The organism is Kitasatospora sp. NPDC092286 (assembly GCF_044755565.1).
GTDB lineage: Bacteria > Actinomycetota > Actinomycetes > Streptomycetales > Streptomycetaceae > Kitasatospora.
On sequence record NZ_JBIVRD010000007.1, the window covers coordinates 84,776 to 107,635 of the forward strand.

At 73.1% G+C, this 22,860-nt stretch carries 19 protein-coding genes, 1 tRNA gene and 1 pseudogene; 10 read left to right on the top strand and 11 right to left on the bottom strand.

The features are described from left to right. Positions 1 to 119: 119 nt before the first annotated feature. Together ACIQIB_RS09245 and ACIQIB_RS09250 are read right to left on the bottom strand one after the other, a co-directional pair. Positions 120 to 755: an alpha/beta family hydrolase gene (locus ACIQIB_RS09245; RefSeq protein WP_400757410.1), complete on the bottom strand. Its 636-nt coding sequence runs from the start codon at positions 753 to 755 to the stop codon at positions 120 to 122. A gap of 76 nt (positions 756 to 831) precedes the next feature. After that, a complete protein-coding gene (locus ACIQIB_RS09250) occupies positions 832 to 1,584 on the bottom strand; it encodes an SOS response-associated peptidase (protein ID WP_363604639.1) in 753 nt (250 codons plus the stop codon). Positions 1,585 to 1,713: 129 nt separating this feature from the next. Between ACIQIB_RS09250 and ACIQIB_RS09255 the strand changes: the two genes are divergently transcribed. From ACIQIB_RS09255 to hisN, 5 genes are all read left to right on the top strand, one after another. Continuing rightward, positions 1,714 to 2,478 (top strand): M50 family metallopeptidase, encoded by a 765-nt coding sequence (locus ACIQIB_RS09255; protein WP_363604638.1) that lies wholly within the window; start codon positions 1,714 to 1,716, stop codon positions 2,476 to 2,478. A 66-nt stretch (positions 2,479 to 2,544) separates the two neighbouring features. After that, positions 2,545 to 3,876 (top strand): 3-phosphoshikimate 1-carboxyvinyltransferase, encoded by a 1,332-nt coding sequence (aroA, locus tag ACIQIB_RS09260; protein WP_363604637.1) that lies wholly within the window; start codon positions 2,545 to 2,547, stop codon positions 3,874 to 3,876. 15 nt (positions 3,877 to 3,891) lie between these two features. Beyond that, complete coding sequence (rsgA, locus tag ACIQIB_RS09265) at positions 3,892 to 4,947, top strand: ribosome small subunit-dependent GTPase A (protein ID WP_363604635.1); 1,056 nt, start codon at positions 3,892 to 3,894, stop codon at positions 4,945 to 4,947. Positions 4,948 to 5,077: 130 nt separating this feature from the next. Then, positions 5,078 to 5,401: a multidrug efflux SMR transporter gene (locus tag ACIQIB_RS09270; protein WP_363604634.1), complete on the top strand. Its 324-nt coding sequence runs from the start codon at positions 5,078 to 5,080 to the stop codon at positions 5,399 to 5,401. Between the two features lie 82 nt (positions 5,402 to 5,483). Beyond that, entirely contained in the window at positions 5,484 to 6,281 is a 798-nt protein-coding gene (hisN, locus tag ACIQIB_RS09275; protein ID WP_400757411.1) for a histidinol-phosphatase, read from the top strand. 55 nt (positions 6,282 to 6,336) lie between these two features. Here the strand turns inward: hisN and ACIQIB_RS09280 are convergent, their stop codons facing one another. Next, the gene (locus ACIQIB_RS09280) at positions 6,337 to 7,818 is read right to left on the bottom strand and encodes a catalase (RefSeq protein WP_363604631.1); all 1,482 of its coding nucleotides are present in this window, start codon (positions 7,816 to 7,818) and stop codon (positions 6,337 to 6,339) included. A gap of 105 nt (positions 7,819 to 7,923) precedes the next feature. Here ACIQIB_RS09280 and ACIQIB_RS09285 point away from each other — a divergent pair, with 105 nt between their 5' ends. Next, positions 7,924 to 8,343: a Fur family transcriptional regulator gene (locus ACIQIB_RS09285; protein WP_363604630.1), complete on the top strand. Its 420-nt coding sequence runs from the start codon at positions 7,924 to 7,926 to the stop codon at positions 8,341 to 8,343. A 30-nt stretch (positions 8,344 to 8,373) separates the two neighbouring features. Here the strand turns inward: ACIQIB_RS09285 and ACIQIB_RS09290 are convergent, their stop codons facing one another. The 3 genes from ACIQIB_RS09290 to ACIQIB_RS09300 all read right to left on the bottom strand — a co-directional run bounded on the left by ACIQIB_RS09290 (position 8,374) and on the right by ACIQIB_RS09300 (position 13,844). After that, complete coding sequence (locus ACIQIB_RS09290) at positions 8,374 to 10,359, bottom strand: tetratricopeptide repeat protein (protein WP_363604629.1); 1,986 nt, start codon at positions 10,357 to 10,359, stop codon at positions 8,374 to 8,376. A 358-nt stretch (positions 10,360 to 10,717) separates the two neighbouring features. Continuing rightward, a tRNA-Met gene (locus ACIQIB_RS09295) sits at positions 10,718 to 10,791 on the bottom strand. A 56-nt stretch (positions 10,792 to 10,847) separates the two neighbouring features. Next, entirely contained in the window at positions 10,848 to 13,844 is a 2,997-nt protein-coding gene (locus ACIQIB_RS09300) for a UPF0182 family protein (protein ID WP_363604628.1), read from the bottom strand. Between the two features lie 177 nt (positions 13,845 to 14,021). On the opposite strand from ACIQIB_RS09300, the gene ACIQIB_RS09305 reads away from it, so the two are divergent. After that, positions 14,022 to 14,585 (top strand): PPA1309 family protein, encoded by a 564-nt coding sequence (locus tag ACIQIB_RS09305; RefSeq protein ID WP_400655164.1) that lies wholly within the window; start codon positions 14,022 to 14,024, stop codon positions 14,583 to 14,585. A 21-nt stretch (positions 14,586 to 14,606) separates the two neighbouring features. On the opposite strand, the gene ACIQIB_RS09310 is transcribed toward ACIQIB_RS09305, so the two are convergent. The 4 genes from ACIQIB_RS09310 to ACIQIB_RS09325 all read right to left on the bottom strand — a co-directional run bounded on the left by ACIQIB_RS09310 (position 14,607) and on the right by ACIQIB_RS09325 (position 17,887). After that, positions 14,607 to 15,686, bottom strand: coding sequence for a PDZ domain-containing protein (locus ACIQIB_RS09310; RefSeq protein WP_363604625.1), 1,080 nt, complete (start codon positions 15,684 to 15,686; stop codon positions 14,607 to 14,609). Between the two features lie 42 nt (positions 15,687 to 15,728). Next, positions 15,729 to 15,929, bottom strand: a complete 201-nt coding sequence (locus ACIQIB_RS09315) for a hypothetical protein (protein WP_363604624.1) — start codon at positions 15,927 to 15,929, stop codon at positions 15,729 to 15,731. Between the two features lie 212 nt (positions 15,930 to 16,141). Further along, positions 16,142 to 16,582, bottom strand: a complete 441-nt coding sequence (locus ACIQIB_RS09320) for a molybdenum cofactor biosynthesis protein MoaE (protein WP_400757413.1) — start codon at positions 16,580 to 16,582, stop codon at positions 16,142 to 16,144. A gap of 156 nt (positions 16,583 to 16,738) precedes the next feature. Further along, the gene (locus ACIQIB_RS09325) at positions 16,739 to 17,887 is read right to left on the bottom strand and encodes an NAD-dependent epimerase/dehydratase family protein (RefSeq protein ID WP_363604622.1); all 1,149 of its coding nucleotides are present in this window, start codon (positions 17,885 to 17,887) and stop codon (positions 16,739 to 16,741) included. Between the two features lie 210 nt (positions 17,888 to 18,097). On the opposite strand from ACIQIB_RS09325, the gene ACIQIB_RS09330 reads away from it, so the two are divergent. Continuing rightward, positions 18,098 to 19,633, top strand: a complete 1,536-nt coding sequence (locus tag ACIQIB_RS09330; protein ID WP_400655160.1) for a zinc-dependent metalloprotease — start codon at positions 18,098 to 18,100, stop codon at positions 19,631 to 19,633. After that, the gene (locus ACIQIB_RS09335; RefSeq protein WP_400655158.1) at positions 19,630 to 20,217 is read left to right on the top strand and encodes an NUDIX hydrolase; all 588 of its coding nucleotides are present in this window, start codon (positions 19,630 to 19,632) and stop codon (positions 20,215 to 20,217) included. The genes ACIQIB_RS09330 and ACIQIB_RS09335 overlap by 4 nt, the downstream gene beginning before the upstream one ends. 104 nt (positions 20,218 to 20,321) lie before the next feature. On the opposite strand, the pseudogene ACIQIB_RS09340 reads toward ACIQIB_RS09335, so the two are convergent. Continuing rightward, positions 20,322 to 20,873, bottom strand: a pseudogene (locus ACIQIB_RS09340) (M48 family metallopeptidase); the annotation flags it as partial. 450 nt (positions 20,874 to 21,323) lie between these two features. Between ACIQIB_RS09340 and ACIQIB_RS09345 the strand changes: the two are divergent. Continuing rightward, the gene (locus tag ACIQIB_RS09345; protein WP_363604617.1) at positions 21,324 to 22,412 is read left to right on the top strand and encodes a ThiF family adenylyltransferase; all 1,089 of its coding nucleotides are present in this window, start codon (positions 21,324 to 21,326) and stop codon (positions 22,410 to 22,412) included. The last annotated feature ends 448 nt before the right edge of the window (positions 22,413 to 22,860 follow it).

Genomic DNA, 22,860 nt, shown 5'->3' on the forward strand with positions numbered 1-22,860 from the left:
TTCCATCGGGACTCAAGCTGACGAGCTTGTCAACCATGCCGATGACGCCCGCATTCCCGCCCCGACGGCCCGTTCACTCGCACGGGTGAGCGGACGGAAAGGTCCCGCGTCCGGGCCGCTCAGAGCAGCCCGAGCACCCAGTCGCCGACGGCCCCGGTGATCAGCTCCAGCACCTCGTCCTGCCCCATCGGCGCCCGCTTCGGCACCTCGAAACCGTGGCCGCCGTACGGCACCGGCACCAGCGCGCACCCGGGCGGCGGCTCCGGGAACTCGGCCGGCCCGCCGAACGGATCGGCCACGCTCTGCACCACCAGCGTCGGCAGGCCGGCCCCCAGCAGCTCCTCCGCCCGGCTCTTCTCCGGCCTCCCCGGCGGATGCAGCGGGAACGCCAGCGCCACCACCCCGACCGCCCCGGTGGCCGCGCCCGTCCGGCAGGCCACCCGGGCCCCGGCGCTGCGCCCGCCGACCACCAGCGGCACGCCCTCCCCGGCCAGCAGCTCCGCGACCGGGGTCCAGCCCGCGTCCAGGGTCTTCGGCGCGGGTGCCACCCGCCTGCCCGCCACCCGCCACGGCTGTTCGACCAGCGCCACCGTGATCCCCAGCGGCGGCAGCGCCGCGGCCAGCGCCACCAGGTCCCGCGCCTCGATCCCGCCGCCGGCCCCGTGGCCGAGCGCGAGCACGGCCTTCGGCGCCGCCGCGCGGTGGTAGGTGATCCGGGCCTCCCCGGCCGGGGTGGGGACGAGTTCGGCGGTCATGGCGGCGGGGCTCCGGTTCGGCGGGTCAACGGATCGACGGGGAGGCGGTCAGCGGTCAGCGGTCAGCGGTCAGCGGTCAGAACAGCGTCGTCTCGTGCTCGACCTCGGTCCACGGCCGGGTCAGCTCCGGGCTGTTGTTCCGGATGCTGCCGACCGCCGGCGAGACCGGGGTGGCCAGCAGCGCACCGGGCGGCGGCGGTATCAGCAGCCGGCGCAGCTCGTCCGGGTCGCTCAGCCCCGGGTCCAGCCAGTCGTCGAACGACGCCCGGTCGAGGAAGAGCGGCATCCGCTCGTGGATCGGCGCGAGCAGTTCCTCGGCCTCGGTGGTGACGACGGTGAAGGTCACCAGCCAGGCCTCCGGGTGGTCGGCGGGCACCGTCCGGTTGCGCCAGAACTCGTACAGGCCGGCCAGCGCGAGCGGGCCGCCGTCCGCCCGGGAGACGAAGAAGGGCTTCTTGCGGGGCTTGCCGCGCTCGCCCGGTAGGGTCTGCCACTCGTAGTACCCGTCCACCGGCAGGATGCAGCGGCGGGAGGCGAAGGCCTGGCGGTAGGCCGGCTTCTCGTGCACCGTGTCCGACCGGGCGTTGATCATCTTCACCGCCGTCTCGGCCGACTTCGACCAGGCCGGCACCAGGCCCCAGCGCAGCACCCGCAGCTGCCGCACCGGCGCCGGCTCCCCCTTGGGCACCCGCTCCAGCACCGCGAAGGCGCGGTCCGTGGGCGCGACGTTCCAGCTGGGGGCGAGCGTCTCGGCCGGGTCCCACTGCTGGACGCCGAAGAGCTCGACGATGGACTCGGGCCTGCTGCTGGAGGCGAAGCGACCGCACATACCGTCAGCTTGCCATGTCCGTCACTCTCATCACTTCCTCATCCCCGAAGAGAACCGCCCGTTCCCGCCGGACCGTCCCCGCATGGGAGGCTGCCACCCCGGTACGGCCGAACGGAGGCGAGCGCGCACATGAGCGGACAGATCAACGGACAGATCAACGGACCGAGCGGCGGCCAGGGCACCGCGCAGACCGTCGGCGAGCTGTGGGACCGCGTCACCGGCACCCAGGCCGCCCCGCCCTCCTGGCTCGTCCTGGCCACCGGCGCCGTCGCCCTGGTCGCCGTGCTGTACCGGCCGGTCTGGCGGTACAGCCGCAACGCCGTCACCATCGCCCACGAGGGCGGCCACGGCCTGGCCGCCGTCCTCACCCGCCGTCGGCTGGCCGGCATCCGGCTGCACTCCGACACCTCCGGCCTCACCCTCTCCTACGGCCGCCCGACCGGCCCCGGCATGGTGCTCACCCTCATCGCCGGCTACACCGCCCCCGCCCTGCTCGGCCTCGGCTGCGCCGCCCTGCTCGCGACCGACCGGATCACCGCGCTGCTCTGGCTGGCCGTCGCGCTGCTGCTCGCCCTGCTGATCCGGATCCGCAACGCCTTCGGCCTCTTCTCCGTCCTGCTCACCGGCGCCGCGTTCTTCCTGGTCTCCTGGTTCGGCAGCGCCGAGGTGCAGGCCGGCTTCGCCTACCTGGGCAGCTGGTTCCTGCTGGTCGGAGCCGTCCGGCCGGTGCTGGAGCTCCAGCACCAGCGCCGCGGCGGCCGGGCCGGCGGTTCGGACGCCGACCAGCTGGCCCGGCTCACCGGCATCCCCGGCCTCGCCTGGGTGGGGCTGTTCCTGGTCACCGCGCTGGCCTGCCTGGCCCTCGGCACGAGCTGGCTGCTGCGCCCGCTGTGAACCCCCCGGCCCCGACCGCCGGACCACTCGCGGGGACAGTTCCCCTGCGGCCCCTAAACTTGCCCCATGACCGAGACCCTGTGGCCCGCCCCCGTCGCGACCGCCCCCGTTGACGCCACCGTCACCATCCCCGGCTCCAAGTCGGTCACCAACCGGGCCCTGGTGCTGGCCGCCCTCGCCGGCGAGCCCGGCTGGGTGCGGCACCCCCTGCGCAGCCGCGACTCCCAGCTGATGGCCGACGGCCTGCGCGCCCTGGGCGTCGGCATCGAGGAGCGGGTCAACAACGACGCCGGCGGCACCGGCGGCGGCGAGGCCTGGCGGATCATCCCCGCGCCCGCCCTGCTCGGCCCGGCCAGCGTCGACGTCGGCAACGCCGGCACGGTCATGCGCTTCCTGCCCCCGCTCGCCGTCCTGGCCGACGGCCCGGTGCGCTTCGACGGCGACCCGCGCAGCTACGAGCGCCCCCAGCACGGCGTGATCAATGCCCTGCGCGCGCTCGGCGCCCGGATCGACGACGGCGGCCGCGGCGCCTTCCCGCTCACCGTGCACGGCACCGGCTCGCTGGACGGCGGCACGGTCGAGCTGGACGCCTCCGCCTCCTCCCAGTTCGTCTCCGCCCTGCTGCTCTCCGGCGCCCGCTACAACCAGGGCGTCGAGGTCCGGCATGTCGGCGGCCCGGTCCCCTCGCTGCCGCACATCCGGATGACGGTCGAGATGCTGCGGCTCGCCGGGGTCCAGGTGGACGCCCCCGAGGACGGCGGTGAGAAGGACGTCTGGCGGGTCACCCCCGGCGCCCTGATCGGCCGCGACATGGTGGTCGAGCCGGACCTCTCCAACGCCGCGCCGTTCTTCGCCGCCGCCCTGGTCACCGGCGGCCGGGTGACCGTCCGCGACTGGCCGAAGCACACCACCCAGCCCGGCGACCAGCTGCGCGACCTCTACACGCGGATGGGCGGGCGCTGCGAGTTCACCGACGAGGGCCTGCAGTTCACCGGCACCGGCCGGATCCACGGCATCGAGGCGGACCTGCACGACGTCGGCGAGCTGACCCCGGTGATCGCCGCCGTCGCCGCGCTGGCCGACTCCGAGTCCCACCTGTACGGCATCGCCCACCTGCGGCTGCACGAGACCGACCGGCTCGCCGCGCTCGCCAAGGAGATCAACGACCTCGGCGGCGATGTCACCGAGACCGAGGACGGCCTGCGGATCCGCCCGCGCCCGCTGCACGGCGGCGTCTTCCACACCTACGAGGACCACCGCCTGGCCACCGCCGCCGCGGTGATCGGCCTGGCCGTCGACGGCGTCCGGGTGGAGAACGTGGCCACCACCGCCAAGACCCTGCCGGACTTCCCGAAGATGTGGGCGGAACTGCTCGGCGAAGCGGTGGCGGGCGCCTGAGCGGAGACTGAGCACATGCGCCGCTACGGCAAGGACGCCGACGAGGACGACATCCGCAACCGCCCGGGCCGCAAGGGCTCCCGGCCGCGGACCAGGATCCGGCCCAAGCACGAGGACGCCGCCGAGGCGATGGTGCTGACCGTCGACCGGGGCCGGCTGACCTGCCTGGTGGACGCCGGGACCAGGCAGGAACGCGAGATCACCGCCATGAAGGCCCGTGAGCTGGGCCGCAAGGGCGTCGTCGTCGGCGACATCGTCAACCTGGTCGGCGACCTCTCCGGGGACGCCGACACCCTGGCCCGGATCGTCCGGGTCGAGGAGCGCACCTCGGTGCTGCGCCGCACCGCGGACGACGACGACCCGTACGAGCGGATCGTCGTCGCCAACGCCCAGCAGCTGGCCATCGTGACCGCGCTGGCCGACCCGGAGCCCCGGCCCCGGCTGATCGACCGCTGCCTGGTGGCCGCGTACGACGCGGGCATGGAGCCGCTGCTGGTGCTCACCAAGTCCGACCTGGCCCCGGCGGCGCCGCTGCTGGAGTCCTACGCCCCGCTCGGCATCACCTATGTGGTGACCCGGCGGGACGAGCTGGCCACCGCCGGCGCCGAGGCCGTCCGCGCGTACCTGCGCGGCCGTTCCACGGTGTTCATCGGGCACTCCGGTGTCGGCAAGACCACCCTGGTCAACGCCCTGGTGCCGGAACACCAGCGGTCCACCGGCCGGGTCAACGCGGTGACCGGCCGCGGCCGGCACACCACCGTCTCCGCCCTGGCACTGCGGCTGCCCCCGCCGCCGGGCGCCAAGCCCGGCTCGAAGAAGGCGCTCGACCCGGGCTGGGTGATCGACACCCCGGGCTTCCGCTCCTTCGGTCTCTCCCACATCGACCCGTCCCGGGTCATCCTCGCCTTCCCCGACCTGGAGCCGGGCACCGCCGACTGCCCGCGCGCGTGCAGCCACGACGAGCCCGACTGCGCGCTGGACGCCTGGGTCGCGGAGGGCCACGCCGAGGCCGCCCGGCTCTACTCGCTGCGCCGGCTGCTGGCCAGCAAGGACACCCGCGAGGGCGACTGACGGGCGTTCGCCTCGGACCGCCCCGCGGGTTTTCGGGGCGTTCGAGGTGTCGGAGCACCCATGCCTGGTGATCATAGGAAAGTCGGGCCGGATCGCGGTCCGGCCCGTCGATCGACAGGGAGAGCACGCGATGGCATGGGCCCTGGTGATCCTGGCCGGTCTGCTGGAGACGGGCTTCGCGATCAACCTCAAGCTCAGCGAGGGCTTCACCAAACTCTGGCCCACCATCAGCTTCTGCGTCTTCGCCCTCAGCAGCTTCGGCCTGCTCACCCTCTCCCTGAAGAACCTGCCGGTCGGCCCCGCGTACGCGGTCTGGACCGGCATCGGCGCGGCCGGCACCGCGATCTACGGCATGGTCTTCCTGGACGAGGCGACCTCGGTGCTCAAGCTGGTCTCGATCTCGCTGGTGATCGCCGGTGTGATCGGCCTGCAGCTCAGCGGCTCGGTGCACTGATCCGGGCGGACGGCCCCCGGGGCGCCGTCCGCTCCGCGTGCCCGGCTGTCCCGATCGGGGCGGGCTCGCTAGGGTTTCTGGCATGGCCGATTACCACGACGATCTCCGACTCGCCCATGTCCTCGCCGACTCGGCCGACTCGGTCACCCTGGAGCGCTTCCGCGCGCTCGACCTGAAGATCGAGACCAAGCCCGACCTCACCCCCGTCAGCGACGCCGACAAGGCCGCCGAGGAACTGGTGCGCGGGGTGCTGCAGCGCGCCCGCCCGCGCGACGCGGTGCTCGGCGAGGAGTTCGGCCTGCAGGGCTCGGGCCCCCGTCGCTGGGTGATCGACCCGATCGACGGCACCAAGAACTACATCCGCGGTGTGCCGGTCTGGGCCACCCTGATCGCCCTGATGGAGGACGGCCCGGACGGCGTGGAGCGCCCGGTGGTCGGCATGGTCTCCGCCCCGGCGCTGAACCGCCGCTGGTGGGCGGCCAAGGACCTCGGCGCCTTCGCCGGCCGCAGCCTGGCCAAGGCGAGCCGGATCCACGTCTCCGGCGTCTCCCGGATCGAGGACGCCTCGTTCTCCTACTCCTCGCTCACCGGCTGGGAGGAGCGCGGCCGTCTCGACCCGTTCCTGGACCTCACCCGGGCCTGCTGGCGCACCCGCGCCTACGGGGACTTCTGGTCCTACATGATGGTCGCCGAGGGCGCGGTCGACATCGCCGCCGAACCCGAGCTGTCGCTCTGGGACATGGCCGCCAACTGCGTCATCGTCGAGGAGGCCGGCGGCCGCTTCACCGGTCTGGACGGCGTCCCCGGCCCGGGCGGCGCCGACGCGGTCGCCTCCAACGGCCTGCTGCACGAGGAGGCCCTGCGCCGCCTCAGCGTCTGAGGTCCCCCTACCCCCGGCGAGCAGCAGGCACGGGCCTGCTGCTCGCCCGGGTGTCCTACTGCTGCTGCTTGCGCAGCTCCCGCACCGCCGCCTCCAGGCGCCGGCCGTAGTCGGCGTCGGCCTTGCGGAAGTTCTCGATCGCCCGCTCGACGATGTCGTCGCGGTCGGCCGAGACCTTGGCGATGAAGCCGGCCAGGTTGGCGATCAGCCGCTGCTTCTCGTCCTCGTCGAACAGCCGGTACAGGTTGCCGGCCTGCACGAAGTCGTTGTCCTCGGCGTGCGAGGGCGCCTCGTGGGTGCCGGTGCCGCCGGTGACCTGGGTCGGGGCCCAGAGCGGACGGCCGGTCTGGACCGGGCCGCCGAAGCTGTTCGGCTCGTAGTTCTTCTGCCGGCCGTGGCGGCCGTCGTACAGGGAGCCGTCCCGGCTGTTGGTGCGCGCCTCGGTGGCGTGCGGGCGGTTCACCGGCAGGTGGTCGGCGTTGATGCCGACGCGGTAGCGGTGGGCGTCCGCGTACGCGAACAGACGGCCCTGCAGCATCTTGTCCGGGGACGGGCCGATGCCGGGCACGAAGTGCGCCGGGGAGAAGATCGACTGCTCGACCTCGGCGAAGATGTTGTCGGGGTTGCGGTTGAGCTCCAGCTTGCCGATCTCGATCGGCGGGTAGTCCGCGTGCGGCCAGACCTTGGTCAGGTCGAACGGGTTGAAGCGGTACTGCGCCGCGTCCGCCGCCGGCATGATCTGGACCTGCACCGTCCAGGTCGGGAACTCGCCGCGCTCGATCGCCTCGCGCAGGTCGCGCTGGTGGCTGTCCGGGTCCTCGCCGGCGAGCCTGGCGGCCTCCTCGGCGGTCAGGTTGCGGATGCCCTGGTCGGTCTTGAAGTGGTACTTGACCCAGAAGTGCTCGCCGGCCTCGTTCTGCCACTGGTAGGTGTGCGAGCCGTAGCCGTTGAGGTGGCGGTAGGACGCCGGGATGCCGCGGTCGCCGAAGAGCCAGGTCACCTGGTGGGTCGCCTCGGGCGACAGGCCCCAGAAGTCCCAGACGTTGTCCGCCTCCTGCGAGCCGGTGTACGGGTCCCGCTTCTGGGTGTGGATGAAGTCCGGGAACTTGGTGGCGTCCTTGATGAAGAACACCGGGGTGTTGTTGCCGACGAGGTCGTAGTTGCCCTCCTCGGTGTAGAACTTCAGCGCGAAGCCGCGCGGGTCGCGGACGGCGTCGGCGGAGCCGAGGTTGCCGGCCACCGTGGAGAACCGCAGGAACGTCTCGGTCTGCTTGCCGACCTCGGAGAGGAAGGCGGCCCGGGTGTAGGCGGACACGTCGGCGGTCACCGTGAAGGTGCCGTACGCGGCGGCGCCGCGGGCGTGCACCACCCGCTCCGGGATGCGCTCGCGGTTGAAGTGCGCGAGCTTCTCGAACAGTTGCTGATCCTGGATCAGCGCCGGGCCGCCGACACCGGCGGTCTCGGTGTTCTGGTTGTCGGCGACGGGGGCACCCGCCTCCGTGGTGAGGGTGGGGCGCAGCTCGTCCTGGGTAGTCATATGAGGGTGCCTCCGCGTGATCCGGTCGTTACGACTCGATCCTAACTTGGACTTTGTCTAAGTCAACACTGGAACCAAGTTCGGAGTGTCACCTACCCTGTATCCATGAACGACCTGCTGGAACGACTTCGCGGACGTGGGTGGCGGCTGACCTCGCAGCGCCGGGTCGTGGCCGAGGTCCTCGATGGTGAGCATGTCCACCTCACGGCGGACGAGGTGCACGCCCGCGCCGTGGAACGCCTGCCCGAGATCAGCCGCGCGACGGTCTACAACACGCTCGGCGAACTCGTCTGCCTCGGCGAGGTCCTGGAGGTCGCCACCGACGGCCGCGCCAAGCGGTACGACCCCAACGCCCACCACGCCCACCAGCACCTGGTCTGCTCCGGCTGCGGCGCGATCCGCGACGTCCACCCCCAGGGCGACCCGCTGGCCGCGCTGCCCGCCTCCGAGCGGTTCGGCTTCGTCGTCTCCGGGGCCGAGATCACCTACCGCGGGCTCTGTCCGGACTGTACGACCGGGCCCTGAGCCCGCACGGGCACAGCCCCCGCCGGGGCGCTACGCGCTCAGCTCGGCGTGCAGCGCGCCCAGCAGCCGCCCGGCCCGCTCCGCCACCTCGGCCGGACCGTAGTCGGCGGCCCGCCGGCACCAGTTCTCCGCCTGCACCGGCTCGCCGCGCCGCAGCGCCAGCAGGGCCAGCCGCAGCGCCGCCCGCCCGTGGCCGGCGTCGGCGGCCCGGGTGTACCAGAGCATCGCCTCCGCCTCGCTGTCCTGCCGGGCCAGCAGCAGCCCCAGATTGAACGCGGCACTGCGGCTGCCCGCCTCCGCCGCCCGCCGGTACCAGCTCTCCGCGATCTCCAGCGCACCCCGCTCGGCCGCCCGCACACCCATCCGCACCTGGGCCCGCCGGTGGCCGGCGTCCGCCGCGAGCGCGTACCAGTGCTCGGCCTCCTCGTCCGCGTCGCCGCGCCGGTCCAGCACCGAGGCCAGCCGGAACGCGCCCTCCGCCGAACCGCCCGCCGCCGCCTGCCGGTAGCGCTCCAGCGCGCCGGCCAGGTTGCCCCGCTGCTCCTGGACCACGGCCAGTTGGAGCGCGGCCTCGCCGTGCCCCTCGGCGGCGGCGCGCGCGTACCACTCGTACGCCTGCCGGTGCTCCCCGCGCCCGGCGTGCAGGACGCCCAGGTTGAAGGCGCCGTCCACGCTGCCCGCCTCGGCCGCCTTGGAGAACCACGGCTCGGCACCCGACTCGTCCCCGCGCTGCAGCAGCACCACGGCCAGCGCGTTGCACGCCTCCCGGTGCCCGGCGTACGCGGCGCGGCGGTACCACTGCTCGGCCTGCTGGTCCCGGCCCGCGCCGGCGCAGAGCAGACCGAGGTTGAACGCGCCGTTCTGGTCGCCCGCCTCCAGCGCGCCGCGGTACCAGTGCTCGGCCTCCTTGGCCTCGCCCCGGCTCGCGTGCAACGCCCCCAGGGCGTTGGCGGCGTTGCCGTCCCCCGCCTCGGCGGCCTCCCGCCACCACTCGGCGGCGGCCGCCGGGTCCCCGGCGTCGCGCAGCAGGAAGCCCAGCGCGCAGGCGGCCCGCGGCTCGCCGTTCTGCGCCGACTGCCGGTACCAGCGGGCGGCCTCGTCCAGCAGGGAGCGGTCGGTGCGGGCGCGCTCCTCCAGCAGCACGCCCAGCCGCAGCGCGGCGCGGGGGTGGCTGCGCGCGGCGGCGGTGCGGTACCAGGTCTCGGCGGTCTCCTTGTCCCCGGCGGCCTCGCGCATCCGGGCCAGCCGGTAGGCGGCCTCCCGGTGCCCGGCGTCGGCGGACACCTTGAACCAGCGCTCGGCGCGCACGTCGCGCCGGTGCTCCATCAGGTCGCCCAGCGCGTAGGCGCCCAGCGGGTGGCCGTGGTCGGCGGCGAAGTGCAGCCAGTACTCGGCGGCCTCCTCCTCGCCCTGGTCCCGCAGTTGCAGCCCGAGCGCGTGCGCGGCGGGCGCGCTGCCGGCCACCGCGGCCTGCCGCCACCACTGGGCGGCCTCGGCCCGGTGGCCCTGCTGGTGCAGCAGCACACCGAGGTTGTTGGCGGCGGCGCGCAGCCCGGCGGCGGCGGCGCCGCGCAGGTACGGCTCGGCGTCCTCCAGGTCGCCGCGGCGCAGCAGCAGGGTGCCGAGCCGGCCGGCGGCCTCCGCGTCGCCCCCGTCGGCGGCCTGGCGGTGGCGGGCCTCCAGGGCGGCCTGCTCGCGGGCGGCCAGGGCGGTCTCGAAGCTGGTGGAGTCCAGCCCGGCGGTGTCGAGGCCGGCGGAGCCCCGCTCGCCCGGGCCGTCGGCGGCCTCGGCCGCGGCGCCGTACGGGCCGATGCCGGCGGCGAACTGCCGGGCGGAGACGTGCACCAGGCTGTCCGGGCCGTAGCCGTCGACCGGACGGCGCTCCGTCAGGCCGCTGGTGCGCTGGGCCGGGAGGGCGCCGGGGTGCTTCGCGGGACTCTCCGCCCAGGCGTCGGTGTCCGCCTCGGTGGTCGCAGCGGGCTTGGCTCCTGGTCCGTTCCTGCCGATCAGCCTCATGCCGACTCCCGCTCCCCCAGAGTGTCGCGGCATCCTCCCCCAGCCTTCGGCCGGGGGGACCCCCAGGGGACCCGCCGGATCCGACGGCTGGTCAGCAGCCGTGCACCGTCCCCCATGTGCCCCATCGTCGCATCACCCGCAACCCGCGTACACCTGCCCCGGCCGATTTCGGCGGGGCAGACCCGAAGCCGACGAAATTGCTTCGGCGCTTTGTCGATTTCCCGACACTTGGGCCCCACAAACCCCGATGCCGGCGTCATTGGCGACGGTCGATCCTACCGGAGCGCACCCTGCCACCCCCGGGCGAAAACGCCAGAGGCCCGGAGGATTGAATCCTCCGGGCCTCTGTGCTACTGAGTAGCGGGGACAGGATTTGAACCTGCGACCTCTGGGTTATGAGCCCAGCGAGCTACCGAGCTGCTCCACCCCGCGTCGGTAGCTGAACCATAGCACGGGTCCGGGGTGGAACAGGAATCGGTTCTCCCAGCTCAGGGGCTCGTGCTCGCCCCGGCGCTCGGCGAGGTGCCCTGGGTGGGTGTCGGGGCGGGCGTGGCCGGCGCGGTGCCGCCGTCCTTCTGCTGGGCCGCCCCGGCCGCCTTGATCGCGTCCCCGATCGCCTTCTGGGCCTGGCCGAAGGCCGCCCAGTCACCGCTCTTCAACGCGTTCTGGCTGTCCGTGTAGGCCTTGTCCAGGTCCGTCAGGGCCTTCTGCAGCTCCGGCGAGGCCGCCGTACCGGTGCCGGTGCCCGGTGTGGGCGCCGGCGTGGTGGGCGCGGTCGGGCTGGTCGGCGTGCCCGGGCTGGTCGGCGCGGTCGGCGTGGTCCCGGGGGCGGCGTTGGCGAAGACCTTCTTCAGCGCCTCCTCCAGGGTGTTCTCGAACGCCACGTTGTCGTTCCCGTACACCGCGAGGACCTTCTGCAGCGTCGGGTACTTGGCGCCGCGGCCACGCACGTACACCGGCTCGACGTTGAGCAGTCCGCCGCCGACCGGCAGGGTCAGCAGGTTGCCGTACTCCAGCTCGGAGTCACCGCCGCTCTTCAGCAGGGTGATCTGCTGGGCCACCTCCTGCCGGGAGTTGAACTGCGACTGCACCAGGTTGGGGCCGAGCGTCTTGCTGTCCCCGGGCACCTTGAGGATGCGGATCTTCCCGTAGTCCGGCCCCGGATCCGCGTCGACCGCCATGAAGGCCGCCAGGTTGTCCCGGCCGCTCGGCACGAAGGTGCTGGTGAGCGAGAAGCTGGCCGAGGTGACCGCCGGGTCCGGCATCCGCACCGTCAGGTAGTACGGCGGCTGGACCTGCTTGGTGTCACTGGTCGGGTCCACCGGGACCTGCCAGATGTCGCTGCCGTTGAAGAACGAGTTGGCGTCCGTCACGTGGTACTGGCCGAGCAGGTCGCGCTGCACCTTGAACATGTCCTGCGGGTAGCGCAGGTGCGGCATCAGCGTGTCCGGGATGTCGGCCTTGGGCTTGACGGTGTCCGGGAACGCCTTCATCCAGGTCTTCAGCACCGGGTCGTTCTCGTCCCACTGGTAGAGCGTCACCTCGCCGGTGTACGCGTCCACGGTGGCCTTGACCGAGTTGCGGATGTAGTTGACCTGGTTGGCGACGGTCAGCAGCTCACCGCGCTGGTTGGTCAGCGAGTCCTTGGTGGCCGTGCCCAGCGTCGTCTTGGACGCGAACGGGTAGCCGTCCGAGGTGGTGTAGCCGTCCAGCACCCAGACCACCCGGCCCGGCTGCCCGTTCACGCCCGGCTCGACCACCGGGTACGGGTCGGCGTCGATGGAGAGCCACGGGGCGACCTTCTCGACCCGCTCCTTGGGCGTCCGGTCGTAGATCACCTTGGCGCCGTCGGTGATCGCGCCCGCGTACAGGATCTGCGGCTCGGCGAACTTCACCGCGTACGCGGCACGGGTGATCGGGTTGTCCAGCGACACCCCGCTGCCGGCGGTGTACTGGTACTCCTTGTTCTCGCCGGAGTCGGTGGTGTAGTCGATCTCCTGGTTGGACCCGCCGACGATCGAGTACGTGCCCGTCTTCTCGCCGTAGTAGATCCGCTGCTGGTAGTCGCCCAGCGAACCGGTGGCCGGCAGACCGGACTCGGTGAAGACCGGCTGGCCCTTGTCGTTGACCTGGTTGCCCTTGGCCACCACGGCGCCGTAGCCGTGCGTGTACTTGAAGTGGTCGTTGATCCAGTTCCGCTGCACGCCGTTGAGGTCCAGCTCACGCAGACCGATCACGGTGTCCTGCGCACCCTCGCCCTTGCCGTACCGGTCCACGTCCAGGGTGGACGGGAACGCGTAGTACGAGCGCTGCTGCTCGATCGACTGGAAGGTCGGGGAGACCACGTTCGGGTCCAGCAGACGGATGTCCGCGATGGTCTGCGCGTCCGGCTTGAGCGCCTCCGCCGTGGTCGAACCCTGCGGGGTGTACTGGGTGGTCTGGCTGTCCGCGATGCCGTACGCCTGCCGCGTCGCGTCGATGTTCTTCTGGATGTACGGCGTCTCCTTGGCCTGCTCGTTCGGCTTGACCTGGAACTGCTGCACGATCGCCGGGTAGACCCCGCCGATCAGCACCGCCGACAGCACCATCAGCCCGAGGCCGATCAGGGCCGGCGCCCAGGTGCGGCGGATCGGGGTCAGGAAGAACAGCACCGCGCAGATGATCGCGACGAAGAACAGGATGGTCTTGGCCGGCAGGAAGGCGTTGGCGTCCACGTAACGCAGGCCCGTCCAGCCCGAGACGCCCTTGTACGAGCCGGTCTTCACGGCCAGCGCGTACCGGTCCAGCCAGTACGCGACCGCCTTCAGCAGCACGAACACACCCAGCAGCACCGCCAGGTGGCCCTGCGCGCCCGCACTGGCCCGACGGCCCGGGCCCTGCAGCCGCAGGCCCCCGTACAGGTAGTGCACCAGCACCGAGGTCAGCAGCGAGACGATCACCGCGCTGAACGCGAAGCCCAGCAGGAACTCGTAGAACGGCAGCTCGAAGGCGTAGAACGAGACGTCCATGCCGAACTGCGCGTCCTTGACGCCGAAGGACGTCTCATTGGTCCACAGCAGCCAGGTCCGCCACTGGCCGGACGCCGCGGCACCGGCCACCAGGCCGATCACCAGCGAGACGCCGATCAGCGCCCAGCGCTTGAACGGCGCCAGGCCGGCCCGGTAGCGGTCCAGGCTCTGCTGCTCCACCGACATCGCCGACAGCGGCGGCCGGAGCCGGTGCGCCAGCCAGATGTTGGCGCCCACGATCAGCGCCATCAGCAGGCCGAAAACGGCGAACAGGCCGATCTTCGTCCAGAGCTGGGTGGTGAACACCGAGGAATAGTGGACCGACTTGAACCAGAGCCAGTCCGTCCAGAATCCGGCGAACATGACGAACAGCAGGAAGAGCACCGCGAGCACGCCCAGGGTCAGCAGGAGTACCCGCGCGCGCCGGGAGGGCGGGCCTACTCTGCGCCGGAAACCCGGCCCTGAGCGTTCCGGCATCTGGAATACCACGGTGGCACCTCAGCTGTGTCGTCTGGAAATGGGTCGGTCGTCAGTGCAACTTAACCAGGCTTTAGCCGAGTTCCCACCGTTAGCAGACGGTTACGACAACGTTCCCCCCTCCCTCCCCCCGGCACGCGGCACCGCCCCGGCGGTCCGGCGTGTGAGGATTGAGGCATGTCCGATGTCTCCCCTTCCCCCGACGACGTCTCCAAGCTCCCGGCCGCGACCCCGCTCACCCGGGCCGCCCTGGAGATCGACGAGTACGCCGCCACCCTCGGCTGGGACCTCCCGGCCCGGCTGTTCGCCCTGGTGGACAGCGCCCAGCTGCGCAAGGCCGACCCCCGGATCGCCGAGCAGCTCGGTCTCTCCGGCGGCGACGAGCCCGGCCTCACCCCGGTCGAGCAGGACGAACTGCCGGACGGCATGGAGCTGGACAAGTTCCTCGGCACCATCGCCTGGCCCGCCGCGGTGGCCGGCTGCGCCCTGGTGGTCGAGCGGCTGATGCTGCCGCCCGGCGCCGAGCAGTCCCGCCCGCGCAACGCGACCGACGCCCAGCTCGCCGACTGGGTGGCCGGCCACCCCAAGCGCGAGGAGGTGCGGATCACCGCCGCCGTGCTGCGCGACGGCAAGAAGGAGATCGCCCTGCGGCTGCGCTCCAAGGACACCGCCCGCGAGGTGCTGACCGGCCCCGACCTCGTGCCGGGTCTGACCGCCGCGCTGCTGGCGACGTTCTCCTGACCGACGGGCGCCCGCCCGCGGCTACTTGACGCAGGACGGCAGCGCGGAGGCCTGCCCGGAGCGGATCTGCTCCAGCGACTTCAGCGCGCCGTCCAGCGTCTCGGCCTTGACCAGGGTCAGCCCGGACGGGGTGTTCTTGGCGGCCTCGGTGCAGTTGGCGGCCGGGGTGAAGAAGTACTCGGCGCCGGCGTCCCGGGCGGCGATCAGCTTCATCGATATCCCGCCGATCGGGCCGACCTTGCCGGAGTCGTCGATGGTGCCGGTGCCCGCGACGAACTTGCCGCCGGTGAGGTCGTCGGGCGTCAGCTTGTCGATGATGCCCAGCGAGAACATCAGGCCGGCGCTCGGCCCGCCGACGTCCTGCAGCCCGATGTCGATCTGGAACGGGTAGGTGTGCCGGATGCCCGGGTAGATGCCGACCATCGCGTTGCCCGTCTCGGGGGACTTGGCGGTGGTGACGGTGACATCGGTGCGCGCCGCCGGATCGGCCTTGCCGCCGTCCTTGACCCGCGGCACCACGGTGAAGACCGTCTTCTCGCCCGGCTGGTGCCTGGTGACCGCCTCGGTCACGCCCTCGAGGGTGGAGACCGGCGTGCCGTCGATCGCGACGATCTGGTCACCGGCGTGCAGCACGCCCTCCGCCGGGCTGTGGGCCGTCACGGCCTTGACGATCAGCTCGTTGCCCACCGGAATGCCGAGTTCGGTGAGCGCCGCCGTCCGCGCGCTGTCCTCCGACGACGCGAACTCCTCGGCGTTCTGCCGCTTGGCGTCGGCGTCCGTCTGCCCCTTCGGGTAGACGTTGTCGTGCGGCACCACCAGCACGTCGTCCCGCAGCCACCCGACCACGGCGGAGACCAGGCTGGGCTCGTACTTGGCCCCGGTGACCTGGACGGTGGTCATGTTGAGGTGCCCGCTGGTCGGGTACGACTCGCGGCCGGTGATGGTGATCACCGGCGTGCCCGTCTTGTCCTGCGTCCCGAGCGTGTTGTACGTCGGCCCCGGGCTCATCTCCGTGTACGGCACCTTCATCAGCACCGAGACGCAGAGCAGCGCTATGAGCAGCAGGGTGGCGGCGAGCATCGTCGCAGAGCGGCGTGGCATGCCTCGACAGTACGGGACGCGCGTGACAGCACGCCCGCCGGGCTACCGGCCGGGACGCTCACCGGGGCCGGTGGCCGCGGTGCTGTCGGCGGTGGTGCGTTCCATCGCCGCCATGAAGCGCCGGTGCTCGGCGAGCGAGGCGGGATCCCCCGTGGCCTTCGGCGCCCGCTGGGCCCACCCCGCCCAGACGGCGGCGACCAGCGCGGCGACAACCGGAATGATCAACCAGGCGAGCGCAGCCATATCCGTCACTCCCAGCTCGTCGTGTCTATGAGCAGATTAACCACTCCGGCGGACAACGCGGACGGCGCCACCCGGGTTACGGCACCGCCGATCGGCTCACCGCCGGGGAGTATTCGGAGCAGCCGGCCACACCCGTTCGGGTGAGGAACCGGCGCGCCTGCGTGCAGAGCCGCCACGGCCGCCATCGGGGCGGCAACACGAGCCACGCGGGGTCAGCAGCCTCCGGCGCCGACCCACTCCTCCTCGCCGTCGGAGAACACCTGGTGCTTCCAGATCGGCACCTCGTGCTTGAGGTCGTCGATCAGCCGGCGGGCGGCGGCGAACGCCTCCCCGCGGTGGGCGCACGAGACGGCGACGATCACGGCCTTGTCGGTGATCTCCAGCCGCCCGATCCGGTGCACCGCGGCGAGCGCCCGGACCGGGAAGTCCGCGACGACCTTCTCCGCGATCCGGCGCATCTCCTGCTCCGCGGTGGGGTGACAGCTGTACTCCAGCGCGGCGACCGACTTGCCGCCGTCGTGGTCACGGACCGTCCCGACGAAGACGGTCGTACCACCGGCCGCGTCGTCGCCGACCGCCTCGTACACCTCGTCGAGCGAGAGCGGGGTGTCGCGGACGGCGAGCAGACGGATGGGGTCGTGATTCTCGGACATGACCTTATGATTCCCCATCCCTGGCGCTTTCGGACAAGAGTCTTCCGCATCACGACGGTGAAATTTCGCATCGCGAGAATGCCGCCACCGGTCGCGGCCGGTGGGCCACGGCCGACGACCGGAGACCGACGGCCGCCGCCGGGGGCCGGGCACGGGTCAGAAGCGCCGCCGCTTGCGGGCCCGGCGCACCAGCGCGGCCGTACCGACCAGCGCCACCGTCGCCCCGGCCGCGCCCAGGCTGGTGGCGGCCTCCTTGCCGCCGAGCCGGCGGCCGGCCACCGCGTGCTTCCCCGAGACCTGCGCCAGCAACTCGGCCAGCACCTGCTCATTGGTGTACACCGGACGCCACCCCGCCTCGTGCAGCCGGCTGCCGGAGACCACCCACGGGTACATCGTGTAGGCGAGGTCACCGGCCGGGGCCGGGGTCAGACCGAGCCGGTGCAGCCGGGCCGCGGTGCCCAGCGCCAGCGAGGCCGGCAGCTCCATCCGCCGGATGCCCGACAGCCGCTCCACGTCCTCCTGCTCCAGCCAGCCGTCGCAGCCGACCGTGACCTCCCCCTCGACCAGCCCCAGCGCCGCGTACTCCAGCGCCGCCGCCAGATCGTCCACGTGGCAGAACTGCCAGCACGGCCGGGACCCCGCCACCACCAGCAGCCGGGGCGCCTCGAAGTGCCGGGTCAGCACGGTGTCCACCCCCGGCCCGACCACGACGGCGGGCCGCAGCACGGTCACCTGCAGCCCCGGGTGGGCACGGGGCGCCCGCCGGGCGAGGCGCTCGATCTCCAGCAGGTCCCCGACCAGCGAGGCCTCCTCGGTGGCCCGCAGCTCCGAGTCCTCGGCCAGCGGGACCTCATTGTCGGCCAGCGCGCCGTAGACCATCGCCGAGGTGCAGAGCACCACCCGGTGCACCCCGGCGGCCGCGGCGGCGGTCAGCACGGTCTGCGCGCCCCGCACGTTGTAGGCGCTGCGGGCGCGCGGGTCGGACTCCATGCCGAGGTCCATCGCCAGGTGGACCACCACGTCGACCCCGGCCAGCCGCTCGGCCACCGCGGGGTCCCGGACGTCCAGGACGCGCCACTGCACGCCGGGCACCTCCCCGCGCCGGTCGTCGACCGCGAGGACCTTCCTGACCCCTGGCGAGGCCACCAGCCGGGCCGCGACGCGTTCGCCGAGGACACCGGCGGCGCCGGTCACGGCCACGGTCAGCGGTCTCCCGCCGTAGGCTGGAGGCGGCGACGCCGTGGTGTCCAGGGCGTCCTCTCCTCCGGTCAGCCCAGAGCGAACGTCCGAAGGCGGGGAACTCACCGGCCATCCTCCACGGTTAGCTTTATGTGCGTGCGTACGTGTGTCACGTACGCCCATCCTGCCCGAGGCGAAGGCCCGGCGGTGCACCCGGCGCGGTCCAGCCGTGCGGGAGCCGCCCACCGGCCGCGAGTCCCCCACTCCGCCGACCTCCTCGGGCGCCGAGACTTTTCCGCCACCACCCGCATGACGGCCGACCGGATCGAGGACCCCGTGAGCGACCTTCCCTTCGGATTCGGCGTTCCGCCAGAGGAGCCCGAGGACGGCAAGGCCAAGCCCGAGGACGAGCAGAAGAAGAAGGACCAGGAGCAGAGCGGTCCCCCGTCGTTCGGCTTCGCCGGGAACCCCTTCGGCGCGCTGTTCGGGATGGGCATGCCCGGCGGTCCCGGTACGCCCGGGGCACCCGGCGCTCCCGGCGGTCCCGGCGCGGACAACCCGTTCGCCGCGATGTTCGGCGGCCTCAACCCCAACGACCTCGGCGCCGCCTTCCAGCAACTCGGGCAGATGCTGTCGTTCGACGGCGGCCCGGTGAACTGGGACCTCGCCAAGGACATCGCCCGCCAGACCGTGGTCGCCGAGCCCACCGAGGGCAAGAGCAAGGACCGCTCGGTCAGCGCCGCCGAACGCTCGGCCGTCGCCGAGGCCGTCCGCCTCGCCGACCTCTGGCTGGACGGCGCCACCGAGTTCCCCTCCGGCGCCGGCACCGCCGTCGCCTGGAGCCGGGCCGAGTGGATCGAGGCCACCCTGCCGGTCTGGAAGGACCTGGTCGACCCGGTCGCCGAGCGCGTCGGCAACGCCATGGGCGGCGTCCTGCCCGAGGAGATGCAGGCCATGGCCGGCCCGCTGATGGGCATGATGCGCTCGATGGGCGGCGCCATGTTCGGCACCCAGATCGGCCAGGCGCTCGGCGCGCTCGCCGGCGAGGTCGTCGGCTCCGCCGATGTCGGCCTGCCGCTCGCCCCGGCCGGCAAGGCCGCGCTGCTGCCGCAGAACGTCGCCGAGTTCGGCGAGGGCCTGAGCGTGCCCGCCGACGAGGTCCGGCTCTACCTCGCCCTGCGCGAGGCCGCCCACCAGCGTCTGTTCGCCCATGTGCCGTGGCTGCGCGCCCACCTGCTGGGCGCCGTCGAGGCCTACGCCCGCGGCATCAAGGTCGACAGCTCCCGGATGGAGGAGCTGGCCGGCCAGCTCGACCCGAGCAACCCCGAGGCGCTCCAGGAGGCACTGGCCGGCGGCCTGCTCCAGCCCGAGGACACCCCCGAGCAGAAGGCCGCGCTCGCCCGCCTGGAGACGGCGCTCGCGCTGGTCGAGGGCTGGGTGGACGCCGTCGTGCACACCGCCGCCGAGCCGCACCTGCCGCAGGCCGGCGCGCTGCGCGAGACCGTCCGCCGCCGTCGCGCGGCCGGCGGGCCCGCCGAGCAGACCTTCGCCACCCTGGTCGGCCTGGAGCTGCGCCCGCGCCGGCTGCGCGACGCCGCCCGGCTCTGGGCACTGCTCGCCGACGCCCGCGGCATCGAGGGCCGCGACGACCTCTGGCAGCACCCCGACATGCTGCCCACCGCCGCCGACCTCGACGACCCGGACGCCTTCGTGCACCGGGGCACCGGTGACCTGGAGGGCGGCATCGACTTCGACGCGATCGACAAGCTGCTCGGCGAGGCGGCCGCGGGCGGCTCCCCGAAGCACGACCTCACCAAGGACGGCGGCGAGGACGGCAAGAACGACGACGGGAAGGGCGAGCCCACCGCATGACGGTCACCGAGACGGGCGCGTCCGCCCTGCACGCGGACGCCGTCCGCACCCTGAGCCGCTGGCAGCCCGCCGACCCGGACCAGGACCGGTTGCGCCGCGACTACCTGGACCACCTCGCCGAGCAGCCCGAGGGGCTGTTCCGGTCCTGCCTGCCCGCCCACATCACCGCCAGCGCGGCGGTCGTCGACCCGACCGCCGGGCGGGTGCTGCTCACCCTGCACCCCAAGGTCGGCATCTGGCTGCAGATGGGCGGCCACTGCGAGCCGGGCGACCGGGACCTGGCCTCCGCCGCACTGCGCGAGGCCACCGAGGAGTCGGGCATCGCGGACCTCACCCTGCTGGCCGTCGACGGCACGCCGGTGCCGACCAGGCTCGACCGGCACCAGGTCCGCTGCACCGGCAAGGACCAGCCGGAGAACATCCACCTGGACGTCCAGTACGTCGCGGTGGCCCCGCCGGGCGCGCAGGCGCTGATCAGCGAGGAGTCACTGGACCTGCGCTGGTTCGACTACGACCGGCTGCCCGAGCTCACCGACCACTCGGTGCGCGACCTGGTGGCACGGGCCCGGAGGCTGACGGCCTGAGGTACGACGGATAAAGGGGGCGCGGGCCGCATCGGCCCGCGCCCCCTTCAGTCGCCCTCGCCACCGTGCCGCCGGACCCGAGCCGGGCGCGGCTCCGGGGGAACCTAGCCGCAGGATTCGGCCGGATCGGGCTCCGGGTCCGCATGCCGGGCGCCGGGGATGTGCGGCAGCCGGGCCGCCGAGACCACACCCTCCAGATAGCCGCGGGCCCGCTCGGTCCGCGGATACGCCTCCAGCAGCGCCCAGAAGGCGGGACCGTGGTCGGGCACCAGCAGGTGGGCGAGCTCGTGCAGCAGCACATAGTCGACGACGTACTCCGGCATGCCCTGGAGGCGGTGCGAGAGCCGGATCGTCCGCTCGCTGGGGGTGCAGGAGCCCCAGCGCGAGTTCTGGTTGGTGACCCAGCGCACCTGGGCCGGCTGGGCGCGACCGCCCAGGTAGGCGGCCGACAGCTCGCGGGCCCGGGCCGCCAGCGCGTCGTCCCCGAGGACCCGGCGGCTCTCCTGGGCGGCCAGCTTCTCCAGCATCTGCGCGACCCAGCGCTGCTCCTCGGCGTGCGACATCCGGGCCGGGATCAGCACGACGGTGCGATCGCCCTCGCGGTACGCGGACACGGTACGGCTGCGACGGGCACTCCGGCGGACCTCCACCCGGGAGCGGTCGGCATGCTTCCCGTCGAACCGCTCGGTATGCGACTCGGGGGGCTGCGCGGCGGGGGGCTGCGGCGGTTGCGGGGGCCTCTGCTGCTGATCCGGGCGCCCGCGTGTGCTCGGCGCGGCGACCTGCGACCCGGACGCTGCGCGGGCACGCCGACGCGACGCCGGGGGATGGGAGTCCCGTTCGGCTGCCATGCCACACGACGTTACCCGGTACCACTGACAGAAGTCCGCTGCCGTGGCCGAAATCTTTCGTGGAGTGATCGGGAACGAAAAGCCGACAGCGGGTGTCCGGAAACCGTCTCGGGACCGCACGGCAAGTTATCCACAGGGCGTGCGAACAGATCTTCCGATCATGAGGCCGGACCTGTGGACAACGCACAGCACGATGTCGGGCCGATCGGGCATGCTGCCGTCAGCCGTCCGGAAACGATCGGAAGGAGAACCGTCGTGCGCCTTGTGCTGAAGCCCGCCCTCTCCCGCAGCTGGCGGGACTCGGAGACCCTGCAGTTCGGCACCGTCCGCCAGTACGCGGGGGTGCTCGAACGCGCCGACAAGGCCCTGTGCGACTTCCTCGGGCTCGTCGACGGGACGAGGGACCGGCCCGCGCTGCTCGACGCCGGTGAACGGGTGGGCTTCGGCCGCGACCCGGCCGACGCCCTGCTGGACGAACTCGAACAGGGCGGGCTGCTCGACGACGCCGACGCGGTGGGCGGCGCGCTGGCCCGCTTCCCGCAGCCGCATCGCGAACTTCTCGGGCCGGACCTCGCCTCGCTCTCCCTGGTGCACTCCAGCCCCGGCGCCGCGCCCGCCGTACTGGCCCGCCGGGCCGACACCCGGGTGGAGGTCCGCGGTGCCGGACGGGTCGGGGCGGCGCTCGCCGCCGTCCTCGCCGCCGGCGGCACGGGCACGGTCACCGTGACGGACGGCGGCCGGGTCACCCCCGGGGACTGCTCCCCCGCCGGGCTGCCACCGGGCGAGGTCGGGCGGCTGCGGACCAGCGCCGCCCGCGAGGCCGTCCAGCGGGCCTCGGCGCGCCGCCCGGCGGCGGGCGCCCGCCGTGCCGCCCCGAACGGGCCACCCGACCTGGTGGTGCTGGCGCCGAGGGACGGCAGCGGCGCGTTCGCCGGCGGCACCTACGAGGCGAGACAGCTGCTGCGGGCCGGGGTGCCCCATCTGTACGCCGGGGTGGTGGAGGAGATCGGGGTGGTCGGGCCGCTGGTGGTGCCGGGCCGCTCGGCCTGCGGCCACTGCCTGGTGCTGACGAGGGAGGACGAGGACGCGGCCTGGCCCCGGGTGCTGGCGCAACTCGCCGACGAGGGGCCGGGGCGGGCCCGTACCCCGGCCTGTGACACCGCCCTCGCGACGGCCGTCGCCGGTCTCGCCGCGCTGCATGTGCAGGTGTATCTGGACGGCGGACGCCCGCCCAGCGTCGACGGCTGGTGCGAACTCTCCGCCATCGACGGCATGCCCCGTCGGTTGCGGCTCAAGGGCCACCCCGACTGTGGCTGCCTCTGGCAGCCGCTGCCGCCGAACTGAGCGGAGGCCCAGGGACGGAACTCCGGCGGTCCGCCGGCAATACCGTCGTCTGGCGCCGGGTCGGCTGCTGCAGCAGCCGGCCCGGACCGGCGAGCCACCACACGGGGCCCGACGTGGGCTGCGCGGGAACGCGCAGGTGGGCTGCGCGGGAGCATGCACGTGGGCTGCGCGGGAGCATGCACGTGGGCTGCGCGGGAGCGGGCAGGTGTGCTCGCTCCCCGTCCGGCCCGACAAGCCAAGATCACGGGAGGCGGGTGGGTGGGAGGGGGTGGGGGGTGGGCCCCCGGAAGCTCAGCCCAGCCCAGCTCAGCCCGTCGGGCGCGGCCGCCCCCCCCCCCCCCCCCCCCCAAAAACCCCACACACCCCCCCCCCCCCCCCCCCGGGGGGGATTTTGGTATAGGATTGAAGTATTAGAAGCGCATAGGGGAGGGTACGGCCCAGCGAGACC